This window comes from Paraburkholderia tropica (assembly GCF_014171495.1).
GTDB lineage: Bacteria > Pseudomonadota > Gammaproteobacteria > Burkholderiales > Burkholderiaceae > Paraburkholderia > Paraburkholderia tropica.
Genome location: NZ_CP049136.1, coordinates 286,196 through 297,964, shown reverse-complemented (window position 1 = coordinate 297,964; position 11,769 = coordinate 286,196). Strand labels below are relative to the sequence as shown.

Annotated in this window: 12 protein-coding genes and 1 pseudogene; 7 read left to right on the top strand and 6 right to left on the bottom strand. The window is 64.4% G+C overall.

All coding sequences use genetic code 11. The features are described from left to right. The first annotated feature begins 41 nt into the window (after positions 1-41). The 4 genes from G5S35_RS24880 (at position 42) to G5S35_RS24865 (ending at position 4,043) form a co-directional block, all read left to right on the top strand. On the top strand, positions 42-701 hold the full coding sequence (locus G5S35_RS24880; RefSeq protein ID WP_065059766.1) for a glutathione S-transferase family protein: 660 nt from the start codon (positions 42-44) through the stop codon (positions 699-701). A 192-nt stretch (positions 702-893) separates the two neighbouring features. Beyond that, positions 894-1,226 (top strand): helix-turn-helix transcriptional regulator, encoded by a 333-nt coding sequence (locus G5S35_RS24875; RefSeq protein WP_065059853.1) that lies wholly within the window; start codon positions 894-896, stop codon positions 1,224-1,226. Next, complete coding sequence (locus G5S35_RS24870) at positions 1,223-2,455, top strand: type II toxin-antitoxin system HipA family toxin (protein ID WP_074985363.1); 1,233 nt, start codon at positions 1,223-1,225, stop codon at positions 2,453-2,455. Before G5S35_RS24875 ends, G5S35_RS24870 begins: the two co-directional genes overlap by 4 nt. 82 nt (positions 2,456-2,537) lie before the next feature. Continuing rightward, on the top strand, positions 2,538-4,043 hold the full coding sequence (locus G5S35_RS24865) for an MFS transporter (protein ID WP_183039833.1): 1,506 nt from the start codon (positions 2,538-2,540) through the stop codon (positions 4,041-4,043). A gap of 26 nt (positions 4,044-4,069) precedes the next feature. On the opposite strand, the gene G5S35_RS24860 is transcribed toward G5S35_RS24865, so the two are convergent. From G5S35_RS24860 to G5S35_RS24835, 6 genes are all read right to left on the bottom strand, one after another. Then, positions 4,070-5,080, bottom strand: coding sequence for a D-cysteine desulfhydrase family protein (locus G5S35_RS24860; protein WP_183039832.1), 1,011 nt, complete (start codon positions 5,078-5,080; stop codon positions 4,070-4,072). A gap of 37 nt (positions 5,081-5,117) precedes the next feature. Continuing rightward, positions 5,118-5,567, bottom strand: a complete 450-nt coding sequence (locus G5S35_RS24855) for a hypothetical protein (protein WP_183039831.1) — start codon at positions 5,565-5,567, stop codon at positions 5,118-5,120. Positions 5,568-5,691: 124 nt separating this feature from the next. After that, on the bottom strand, positions 5,692-6,363 hold the full coding sequence (locus G5S35_RS24850; RefSeq protein ID WP_183039830.1) for a hypothetical protein: 672 nt from the start codon (positions 6,361-6,363) through the stop codon (positions 5,692-5,694). A gap of 43 nt (positions 6,364-6,406) precedes the next feature. Beyond that, positions 6,407-7,717 (bottom strand): chloride channel protein, encoded by a 1,311-nt coding sequence (locus G5S35_RS24845; RefSeq protein ID WP_183039829.1) that lies wholly within the window; start codon positions 7,715-7,717, stop codon positions 6,407-6,409. A gap of 299 nt (positions 7,718-8,016) precedes the next feature. Further along, positions 8,017-8,436 carry a MarR family winged helix-turn-helix transcriptional regulator gene (locus tag G5S35_RS24840; protein ID WP_065059760.1) on the bottom strand — a complete coding sequence of 140 codons (420 nt, stop codon included), beginning with the start codon at positions 8,434-8,436 and terminating at the stop codon, positions 8,017-8,019. A gap of 18 nt (positions 8,437-8,454) precedes the next feature. Continuing rightward, on the bottom strand, positions 8,455-8,781 hold the full coding sequence (locus G5S35_RS24835) for a hypothetical protein (protein ID WP_065059851.1): 327 nt from the start codon (positions 8,779-8,781) through the stop codon (positions 8,455-8,457). Between the two features lie 316 nt (positions 8,782-9,097). Between G5S35_RS24835 and G5S35_RS24830 the strand changes: the two genes are divergently transcribed. The 3 genes and pseudogenes from G5S35_RS24830 to G5S35_RS24820 all read left to right on the top strand — a co-directional run bounded on the left by G5S35_RS24830 (position 9,098) and on the right by G5S35_RS24820 (position 11,769). After that, on the top strand, positions 9,098-9,454 hold the full coding sequence (locus G5S35_RS24830; RefSeq protein WP_080180750.1) for a DUF4148 domain-containing protein: 357 nt from the start codon (positions 9,098-9,100) through the stop codon (positions 9,452-9,454). 163 nt (positions 9,455-9,617) lie between these two features. Continuing rightward, on the top strand, positions 9,618-10,295 hold the full coding sequence (locus tag G5S35_RS24825) for a heavy metal response regulator transcription factor (RefSeq protein WP_110327715.1): 678 nt from the start codon (positions 9,618-9,620) through the stop codon (positions 10,293-10,295). After that, a pseudogene (locus tag G5S35_RS24820) lies at positions 10,295-11,769 on the top strand (heavy metal sensor histidine kinase). Before G5S35_RS24825 ends, G5S35_RS24820 begins: the two are co-directional and overlap by 1 nt.

The window sequence follows — 11,769 nt, the reverse complement described above, 5'->3', positions numbered from 1 at the left end:
TGTGTCATTGCGCGGTTTGCTTCGAACCGGGAGGTCTCACGATGTCGCTCGCGCTTTATGGTCATCCATTTTCTTCCTATACGCAGAAGGTGCTCGTTGCGCTCTACGAGAACGACACGCCGTTCGCGTTTCGCACGATCGGGCCCGAAACGCCGCAGCACACACAGGCGTGGCTGACGCTCTGGCCGCTGCGCAAGTTTCCCGTGCTGGTGGACGGCGAGCGCAGCGTGGCGGAGACCAGCATCATCATCGAATATCTGCAGCTCGCGCATGGCGGGGCGCAGCGGTTCTTGCCGTCCGAGCCGATGGCCGCGCTGGACGTGCGCTTTCTCGACCGCTTCTTCGACCTGCACGTGATGACGCCGGTGCAGTGCGCGGTGGAAGGCGCGTTGACGGGCGACGCGGCGCGGCGCGAAGCGGCGCACGCGTACGCGGCGGGCAAGCTCGATCTGGCCTACGCGTGGCTCGACGATCGGCTCGCGGACCGAACCTGGGCAGCGGGTGAGGACTTCACGCTCGCGGACTGCGCGGCCGCGCCTTCGCTCTTTTACGCCGACTGGACGCATCGTATTCCGGAGCGCTTCGGCGCGCTGCGGGCGTATCGCGCGCGGTTGCTCGCACGCCCTTCGTTTGCGCGCGCGGTGGAGGAAGCGCGACCGTATCGGCACCTGCTTCCGCTGGGCGCGCCTGATCGCGATTGAGCATTTCGCCGCTTTGATTTAATCAGCGTAAATGTACCTTTTAATGGCAGAAATTTCTTATAAAAGGCATATTTATGCCGGTTAACGTAGATGCGGACATGTATCTATATAACCGGTAATTTTCCGCCGTTTATTGGTCTATCTACATAATAAGCGGTATAATTATGCCTGTTACAGACCGTGGAGCAGGCGATGCTGTTCGATCTCGCGACAGTCGAGGAAATCGCGGGCGCACTGGCTCAGAAGCTGCGCGCCCTGAGGCTTCAGCAGTCCCTCACGCAAGCCGAGCTGGCGGCGCGTGCGGGCGTGTCCGAGCGCGCGCTGCGTAATTTCGAGCGTAGCGGGCAGGCGACGCTGGAGACCTTCCTGCGCGTGACGCAGGCGCTCGGGCGGGCATCCGATCTGGAGGCGCTGTTCGAGCTCAAGCTGCGCTCGATTCGCGCGATGGAGCAGGCGAGCGCGAACCGGCAGCGTGCACCGCGCCGCGCGTCCGCCAAAACGTCGTCCGGGAGAACCGGCCAATGAAACGCCTGCGCGTGATCTACGAAGGCTGGGGCGAGCAGTTCGACCTGGGCGTGCTCGCGGACGACGGCCAGCATCTCCTCTTCGAATACACGCAGGCGGCGCGCGAGCGCGGCCTCGAACTCTCGCGCTTCAAACTCCCGCTGCAAACCGCGGCGTTCGGCGACTTCCCGCAGCATCAGCAACGCTTGCCCGGCCTTGTCGCCGACAGCCTGCCCGACGGCTGGGGCATGCTGCTGATGGACCGTCTGTTTCGCGTGCGCGGCATCGACCCGTATTCGGTTTCGCCACTCGATCGCCTCGCCGTGGTGGGGCATCGCGGCATGGGCGCGCTGAGCTACGCGCCCGAGAGCGAAGCGCCCATCGTAGTCGCCGACGTGAATCTCCACACCATCGCCGACGAAGTGCAGCAGGCGATGGCCGGCGCGAGCGAATCCGTGCTGCGCGAACTGGTGTTGATGGGCGGCTCGCCGCATGGCGCGCGTCCGAAAGTGCTGGTCAACGTGGACCACGCGGCCAATCGCATGTGGAATTCGGAGGACGCGCCCGGCACGCCGTGGCTCGTGAAGTTTCCCGCGCAAAACGAAGCGCCCGAAGTGTGCGCGATCGAAATGCTTTATTCGGATCTCGTGCGCGCGTGCGGAATCGAGATGCCGCCCACTGCGTATTTCGATCTCGGCGCACAGGGCGCTGCGTTCGGCATCGCGCGCTTCGATCGCGAGGAGGGGCAGCGCGTGCCCGTGCATACGGCGGCGGGCGTGGCGCATGTGGACTTTCGGCTGCCGTCGCTCGACTATACGAATCTGCTGCGCCTCGCGGGCTTCGTGACGCGCGATGTGCGCGAAGTCGAGGCGTTGTACGCGCGCTGCGTATTCAACGTGCTCTTTAATAATCGCGACGATCACGCGAAGAACTTCTCGTTCCGGCTCGATCGCAACGATCACTGGCGCATCGCGCCCGCGTACGACATCACGTTCAATCGCGGCCCGGCGGGGCAGCATCAGATGGATATCGGCGGCGAGGCGAGAGCGCCCGCGCGCGCCCATTTGCTGAAACTCGCGAAAGAGAGCGGCGTGAAGGAGGCGAGCGCGGCGCGCATCATCGATCGCACGGCGCATGTGGCGGGCGAACTGGCGGCGCGGGCTGCCGATTATCCGGTTTCGGCGGCCACGACTGCGGAAATCGTCGATGCCGTGGAGGCGAACCGCTCGCGCCTGCTCGCCGCGAACTAGACGCGCACACAGCGCGGCCGGGTACGCAACCTGCTGCCGATGTCACGATTGCGCACGCTTTCGTGCGATGCGAGCCGCGGCCATGCCCAGCGAGACAGAAACCCGCCAGTCCACTCAGTCTTCCGAATCCACGATCGGCGCCGACATAAACGAGCGAGCCGCGATCGTGGAAACCGATCTTCCGGCGCGTCTCGACCGCCTGCCGTGGGGCCGTTTTCACGTGCTGATCGTGGTCGCGCTCGGCGTGACGTGGTTGCTCGACGGACTCGAAGTGACGCTCGCGGGCGCGGTAGCGAGCGCGCTGAAGACGAGTCCGGTGCTGCACGTCGACAACGCGCAAGTCGGGCTTGCGGGCAGTGCGTATATCGCGGGCGCAGTGCTGGGCGCGCTCGGCTTCGGCTGGCTCACCGACCGGCTCGGACGACGCAAGCTGTTCTGCATCACGCTCGCGGTCTATCTGCTCGCGACGGCCGCCACGGCGTGCTCGTGGAGCTTCGCGAGCTTCATGGTGTTTCGCGCGCTGACCGGCGCGGGCATCGGCGGCGAATATGCGGCCATCAATTCGACGATTCAGGAATTCACGCCCGCACGCGTGCGCGGCTGGACCGATCTGAGCATCAACGGCACCTTCTGGGTGGGCGCGGGCATCGGCGCGCTGGGCTCTTACGCGCTGCTCGATCCGCGTTGGCTAGCGCCGGATTGGGGCTGGCGCGCGTGCTTCCTCATCGGCGCGGTACTTGCGCTGATCATTTTGCCGATGCGCCGCTGGATTCCCGAAAGCCCGCGCTGGCTGCTTACGCATGGCGAGCACGACGAAGCACGCTCGATCGTCGAACGCATCGAAACGCGCTTTCGCGAAGCCGGTCACACGCTCAATGACAACGCGACGTCGTCACTGCGTCTGCGCGCGCGCCGTCACACGCCGTTGAGCGAAGTGATGCACGCGATCTTCGTGCGTCATCGCCGTCGCGCCTTCGTGGGTTTATCGTTGATGACGGCGCAGGCCTTCTTCTACAACGCGATCTTCTTCACCTACGCGCTCGTGCTCACCGAGTTCTATCGCGTGCCTGGCGGCGACGTGGGCCTGTATCTGCTGCCGTTCGCGCTCGGCAATTTTCTCGGGCCGCTCGTGCTCGGCAGACTGTTCGACGTGCTGGGCCGCCGCAAGATGATCGCGGCTACTTACGCGCTATCGGGTGTGCTGTTGAGCGCGAGCGGCTATCTGTTCGCGCACGGTTGGCTCACCGTCGTGCAGCAAACGGTGGCGTGGATGGTGATTTTTTTCTTCGCTTCGGCGGCGGCGAGTTCGGCGTATCTGACCGTGAGCGAATCGTTTCCGCTCGAAATCCGCGCGCTGGCGATCGCCGTTTTCTATGCCTTCGGCACGGGACTCGGCGGGATGATCGGACCAGCATTCTTCGGACGACTGATCGATACGCATCAGCGTAGCGAAGTGTTCACGGGTTATCTCGTCGGCTCCGCGCTGATGTTGGGCGGGGCGCTGATCGCCGCGATCTGGGGCGTGGACGCCGAACGAAAATCGCTCGAACATGTGGCCACGCCGCTTTCCGCTATCGACGATGCGTGAGGTTGCGTTTAAAGCGGCACCTGAAACTAAAACGCACTGCGATACGCATACAAACCGGGCAGGCCGCCCGTCATCACGAACAGTACGTTCTCGTGCGCACCATAGCGGCCGCTCCGCACGTTCTCCAGCAGACCCGCAAACGCCTTGCCGCCATACACGGGATCGATCAGCAGACCCTCCGTCGAAGCGAGCAGGCGCACGGCGGCGCGCATGGCATCGGTGGGCAAACCGTAGCCGTCACCGAGCTGTGATTCGTCGATCACGATATCACCGGCGTCGACACGCAAACTGGCGTCGATGAGGCACGCGGTGTGATTCGCCTTGTCGAGCGTCGTGGCGTGCGCTTTCTCCGCGCCGGCGTAAACCGCGAACGCCGTCACGCTGGGCGGATTCAGTCCGAGTGCCTTCATGCCCGCCACGAAGCCCGCGTGCATGCCGCCGCTGCCGTTGGGCATGACGATGTGATCGAACGCGATCCCGCTCGCGCGCGATTGCGCGGCGATTTCCGCTGCACCCTCCGCATAGCCGAGGCAACCGACCGGGCTCGATCCTCCGAGCGGGCACACATAGACGTTGCGGCCCTGCGAGCGCAGCGTATCGGCGCGCGCCTCGGCGAATGGCAGCGCGTCGGTGCCCGCAGGCAGATCGTGCACGTGCGCCGCGAGCAGATCGTCGAGCAGAATATTGCCGTTTTCAAGGTACTCCGCGTCGAATCGTGGCACCGCGCGCGTGAGCACCAGTTCGCATTGCAGTCCCGCACGCGCGGCGGCGGCCGCCGTCAAGCGCGCATGATTCGACTGCCGCGCGCCGACGGTGATGATCGTATCCGCGCCACGCGCGAGCGCTTCGCCCATCAGGAATTCGAGTTTGCGCAGCTTGTTTCCGCCGCCGCCGAGCCCGTTCAGATCGTCGCGCTTCGCATAGATATTCGCGCCGCCAAGCTGCGTGCTGAGCCGCGATAAATGTTGAATGGGCGTCGGGCCTTCGAGCAGCGCGTAACGGGGGAACATCGAAAGATCGAGTGAGGTCGGATTCATGGAAGGGCGAGGGACGTTGCGTGTCGATGAGCCAACGTTAATGGCCGTTGCGCGCGCGGGCCTGTTCGGCGAGCGCCTTGTAATCGTAGGTCGGATAGAACTCGGTGCGATAGCCGCCCCAGACGGTTTCTTCGATGGCGCGATTCACTTCGCGCAGCCGCGCGGCAGGCACGCGCAACGTGACGACCTGGCCCAGCCCCATCATCACGTACCACGACACCACTTCGATGCTCGGCGGCGGAAAGGCCTTGTAAAAGCCTTGTTCGGCGAGTTGCTGATTGATCTTCGGCAGCGGTTTGGATTCGTCGTGTTTGAGGACGATGGTCAGCAGGAACGTGCCGTCGCCGGCGGGCGTGACGGGCATGCCCGGCGGTACGGCGTTGGTGTTTTCCGCCGTGTTCGTGGATTGAGCGGCGGTGAAGGGCGCGAAAGCGCTCAGCGCGGCGGCGAGCGCAACGGCCGCCGTCCAGTTGTATACGCGATGCATCGGCATGCTCCAGATCGAGGTTGGAGTACGGACACGCATGACTTGCGCCGTGGCCTTGCAGCGGCGCAGCGTGCAGGATACACGCTTCGTGCCGATCTCGCGTGACCCGCCGAAGACGCCGCGTTCAGCCGTTTTGCCGCGTGCGCAACGCGCGCGTATTGCGCTCGATGGCGAGCAGCAGCAGGAGCACGGTGAGGAAGCCCGCCAACGCGAGCAGCGTGCCCAGCGACGAGCGGAATTGCGCGCTGCGTGCCTGGGCCGCCTCGATCAGCGATTGCGCCGAGGCGATGCGCTCGATCTTGAAGCGCGCGTATTGATTCATCGCCGTCGCCACGTAGCGGTCGCGATCGTCCCATTCCCAGGCCGACGCATGGTGTGTCGCGTGCGCGATGACCTGGCCGAGTTCATCGACGAATTGCTGGCGGTCGGCGAGCGGCACGTTGTCGAGCCACGCGTCGAGCATCGGCTGACTTGCATTGTGCTGATCGAGCACGGCGCGCAACGGCGCGGGCAACGCCAGCCCGGCGGCGGCGGGAAGCTCGAGCGTGGCCTCGTCGTCGTTCGCGCTGTTGACGTTGTTGTTCGAAATGGCGTCGTTGGCCGCCTCCGAGCCTGGAATCGAGGCGAGCACGGCGCTCGCGCTCACGGGCGGATCGGCGCTCATGTTCGCGTTGCCGGAGGCGGATAGGGCGGCGATCACCGCCATCATCGCCAGCACCGCGCCGACGAGCGCCACGATGCACAACACGCGCGCCGTACCCAGCAGGCGCCGTTCCAGATTGTCCGCGAGCCTCATTTCAACCCCGTAAATAGCGTGCGATTGTGCGCGAGCGCCTGTGTCAGGGCTCGCGCAAATAACGTTCCGAAAGCGCTTCGTAAAGCGGCGGCGCGAAAAAACGCGAGACGCGGCTCGCGATCAGTGCTGTCGCCATGAGCGACAGCACGAGCGCATGCCCGTTAATCATTTCGATGACGATCACGAACGCCGTGATCGGACTTTGCGTGACCGCCGCGAGATAACCGACCATGCCGAGCGCAATCAGCATCGACAGTTGCATCTGCGAAAACACCATATGCAGCGTATTGCCGATGCCCGCGCCAATCGCGAGCGACGGCGCGAACAGGCCGCCCGGCGCGCCGGGCAGATATGATCCCACCATCGATACGATCTTGAACAGCGGATACGCCGCGCTTACGTGCGCGTTGCCTTCCAGCATGCTGCGCGCTTCGGCATAGCCGCTGCCGAACGCGTGACCGTGCGAGATCACGCCGACAATCGCGATGATCAGCCCGCACAGCGCGCCGAAGCGCACCGGCTGTTTCGCGCGCATGTCGAGCAGCCGGGCGGGCATCCAGCGCCGCGTGTTGAGCAGCAGCCAGCAGAAGCAGCCGCCGAGAACGCCCGCGATTATGCCGATCAGCATGACGGCCAGCGTGAGCCACTTCGGCAAACCCGAACCGATGTCGATGGTGCCGAAATACACGTAATTGCCTTGAAGGCCGAGCGAAACGATACCCGCGAAGATAATCGCCGTGATCAGCACGCCGCTGGTGCGTTCCGAGAAACTGCGCATCAGTTCCTCGATGGCGAACACCACGCCCGCGAGCGGCGCATTGAACGCCGCCGACAAGCCCGCCGCGGCGCCCGCGAGTGCGAGCCGGCGTTCGAGCGCGCCGTGGCTGATCGCGCGAAAACGCTGCGGATAGAAACGCCGCAGGCTGAACATGAGCGCCGCGCCCACGTGAATGGTCGGGCCTTCGCGGCCAATGGTGAAGCCGCCGAGAATGGCGAGAAACGACACTAAAATTTTGCCGACGAGAATGCGCAACGTGAGCAGCCGGGGCCCGAGCGCGTCGGGGCCATGCAGCATGGCGATCACCTGCGGGATGCCGCTGCCTTCCGCGCCGTCGAAAAAGCGCCGCGTGATCCAGACCGTCAACGCGCCCATCGCGGGCGCAATCAGCAGCGGCAACCAGAAGTGCTCGGCGGCGTAGCGCAGAAAGAGCGCGTAGCCGAAGTCGATGAGCTTGGCGTACAGCACGGCGACGAGGCCCACGGCCACCGCGCCCAGCCAGAACACGCCGTAGTGCAGCCACAGCCGGTTGGCGCGCTGCATCGCGCGCCGGTCGATCAGCCCGAAAATGCGCACGGTGCCGTCTCTCCTGTTGTTGATTGCTGTTGTGTGGATAGCGCCGTCGCGCGCGTCGTTTCCGATGATCGAAAAAAAACCCAGCGATCACGCTGGGTCAGGGGAAGCCACCACCAGTTGGCGCCGGTGGCAACTGGACGTACAGTCCGGCAAGCTGAGGACACCACCATGTCACGCGACCCGGCGGCGCACCCATTACCGGTGCGCTGCGATGAACGATCACGATGTGACATATCGATCAATTTAAGCCGGGATACTTAAAGGAAACTTAAAAGAACGCTTAAACGGCGCGGCGGACATCAGGCCTGCTCGTCGCGGAACGCCCAGCCGAATGCCTGGACTTCCGACTTGTGCAGGGCGGCCAGCTTCATCAGACAGCGCTCGCCTTCCGCCGTGAGATGTACCTGAACCTGCCGCCGGTCGTGCGCGCTCGGCACGCGTTCGACCAGACCGGCCGCCTCGCAGCGCGTGACCAGCGCCACGGTGCCATGCGAGGACGCCTGCAGCCGTTCGGCGAGTTCGCCCACGGTGGCCCAGTCGCGGTCTGGAAAGGCGCGGGTGTGCAGCATCAGCATGTATTGCAGCGGCGTCACGCCTTCGGCGTGCACGATCTCTTCGGAATAGCGCAGAAAGCGGCGCAGACGATAGCGGAACTCGGAAAGCTCCTCCAGATCGGCGCGCGATATCGGCGCCGTGGCCTTGCGGCGTGGCGATGTCATGAAGCGTTGCCGTACCGGTCAGCTCAGCGGCTTGACGTAATCTTCCGAAAGCCAGTAGCTCATCTGACCGTGCGGGCCGTTGATGAGCACCGCGCGCGGATCGTCGACGCCGTCGTCCGCGATGGTGCACGCAATGGTGCCGTCCGGAATCATCGTGACCTGCTGCGCGTTCGCGAGCCGCGCGAGCTTCTGCGCGCTGAGCGGGTAGAGATGGCTATAGATGTCGTAACTGATCGCGCCCGGCGCGTCGCCCTCGATCCGCACTTGCGGACCCTCGGTGCAGGTATGCGCGAACGCGCTCGCCGTCCAGACGCCGGCCAACGCGGCAAGGAAAAGTCGCTTCATGGGTTTCCTCTGCTGAATCAAGACTGCGTTCGACACGGTGCGCGCAAGCTCGTGCATGCCACGCCGAACGCCCGCATCGGCGGGCTCTCAACCTGCATTATACGTTTCTTACGATCTGAAGGTATTTCACATCGTGACATTTCGCGCGATCCGGCCGCGATTGCAGCGTTTTTTCGCGAGCCCGATCGGGCGTTGGGTTTACGCGCTCGCGATCGAATGAGCGACATTGGCGTGACATTGCACGCACATAACCCCCGGATTACCAATTCGTTATCTGCATTCCGTTTCATGTTCGCTTAAGCCAGCGAGACACAAAATGGATTCGCCTTCACCCGTAGTCAATCCGATTTACTTATTCGAGGATGAATCCATGAAAGCCAAATTGTTTGTTTCGATGATCGTTGCCGCCGCCATGTTGCCGAGTGTGGTTTTTGCGCAATCGTCATTCCCGTCGCACGATCCGGTCTCGCGTGCCGAGGTCAAGGCGCAAATCGTTCAGGCCGAACACGACGGCACCTTGCATCCGTCCAATACGCGTTTCCCCGACCCCGCAATCCACGCCCGGACGCATACGCAGAACGACAGCGCGTACGGCATGACGCCCGCGAGCTATTCGCAGTCTGGCGGCGCCGTCGCGCCGCAATCCGTCAAAGCGATTTACGAACACCATTGAAGCGCGCCATTCATTGCTATTCACCGCCATTCGACGTTTTCGCCACGGGCCGTGGCGAAGATGTCGAAAATGTAATGGGGCGGTTATCCGCTTGACCGCTACGCGTGCGCGAACCCGGTAGAATCGCGCCATCAGGGAGGCGGGATACAGCCGGAGAAAACACATGCGAGTCCTCGTTATCGAAGACGAGCCCAAAACGGGCGCCTACGTGAAAAAAGGCCTGGAGGAATCGGGCTGCAGCGTGGACCTCGCGACCGACGGCGCTCAGGGGCTGCTGCTCGCGCAGGAAGAGGAGTACGACGTGATCGTGCTCGACGTGATGCTGCCGGTGCTCGACGGCTGGGCCGTGCTCAAGCGCCTGCGCGCCAGCAAGCCCACCCCGGTGCTGTTCCTGACCGCGCGCGACGACGTGGCCGATCGCGTGCAAGGGCTCGAACTCGGCGGCGACGACTACCTCGTCAAGCCGTTCGCCTTCGTCGAACTGCTCGCGCGCGTGCGTACACTGGCGCGGCGCGGTCCGCCGCGCGAAGCGGAAAGCATGCGCATCGCCGATCTGGAAATCGACGTGATTCGCCGCCGCGTGAAGCGCGGCACCACACGTATTGATCTCACGCCGCGCGAATTTTCCCTGCTGCAATTGCTCGCACGCCGCCAGGGCGAAGTGCTGAGCCGCACGCAGATTGCCTCGTTTGTCTGGGACATGAATTTCGACAGCGACACCAATGTGGTCGAAGTCGCCATTCGCCGTCTGCGCGCGAAGGTCGACGAAGGCTACCTGGTCAAGCTGATCCACACGGTGCGCGGCGTGGGCTACGTGATGGAAGAAAAGGACGCCGACTGATGCCGCGCCGCTCGCTCGCGGTCACGCTCGCAGTGGCGTTCAGCGCCACGACGCTCGCGGTGTTCGTCTGCGTGGGCTGGTATCTGTATCTCGCGCTCGCGCAGCAGGTGCGCAAGCACGACGATCAGGACGTCGTGCTCGCCGCGCGCCATGTGCGCCGTCTCGCCACCGAACTCGGCTCCCCGCAGGATGCGCTCGCGCACGCGCAGCGCCTTTCGAGCGCCGTGCTCGGCAATCCCGCGCTCGCTCTGCAGATTGTCGATGCGCAGGGCCGCCAACTCGCCGCGCACGACGAGGGCGAAACGTTCGACGAACCGCCCACGCCGCTCTCCAACGCCATCGCGTCGGCCGACGTCGATCTCTCGCCCGCACATGCGGGCGCGCTCGTGCTCGCGCCCGACGCGCGCATTACCGATAGCGCGATTCGCGAATGGCGCAGCGCGCATGGCGTACCCGTGCGCAGCATCGCCTTCGACGTGGCGCTGCGCGATGGCGCGACCGTGCGCGTGGCCATCGCGCGCGACATGCGCGGGCCGCTGAGCCTGCTCGATTCGTATCGCGACACGCTCGCGTTCGCGGGCAGCGTGGGCACGCTCGTCGTGCTGCTCGGCAGTTACGCGTGGATTCGTCTCGCGCTGCGGCCCTTGCGCCAGATTGCCGAGCAGGCGCGCGAAGTCACCGCGTATCGGCTCGATCAACCTATTCGCGTGAAGCACGTGCCGGGCGAACTGGCGACGCTGGTGGCCTCGCTGAACGCGATGCTCGAACGTTTGCACGCGGGTTTTCAGCGGCTTTCGCAATTCACCGCCGATCTCGCGCACGACATGCGTACGCCGTTGAGCAATATTCGCGGCGCGACGGAAATCGCGCTCGCGCGTCCGCGTCCCGAAGAGGAGTATCAAACGGTGCTCGCGTCGAATCTCGAGGAATGCGAGCGACTGTCGCGCATGATCGAGAACGTCATTTTTCTGGCGCGCGCGGAGCATCCTCGCTTTGAAACGCGTCGTCGCGCCGTGAACGTGCACGACGAACTCGAACGCATCGCAGGCTATTTCGAAGGGCTCGCGGAAGAGGCGGGGCTGGCGATTCGCGTCGATGGCGGCGGCACCGTGAATGTCGACGTAGAATTGTTTCGTCGTGCGCTGAGCAATCTGATTGCGAATGCGCTGCGCTATACGCCGGCGGGCGGCACGATCGTGTTGACAGCGACGCCGTCTGCGCATGCGCTCGATGTCGTTGTCGACAATCCCGGCACGCCAATTCCCCCGAACATCTCGAACGTATTTTCGAGCGTTTCTATCGCGCCGATCCGTCGCGCACCAGCGCGCCCGATGCGATGGGCTCGGGCGCATCGGCGGGTCTCGGGCTCGCGATTGTGCGCACCGTGATGGAACTGCACGGCGGCAGCGTGCGCGCGGAAAGCGACGCACGCAGCACCCGTTTCATTCTCCGCTTTGTGGACGATGCGGCGTGA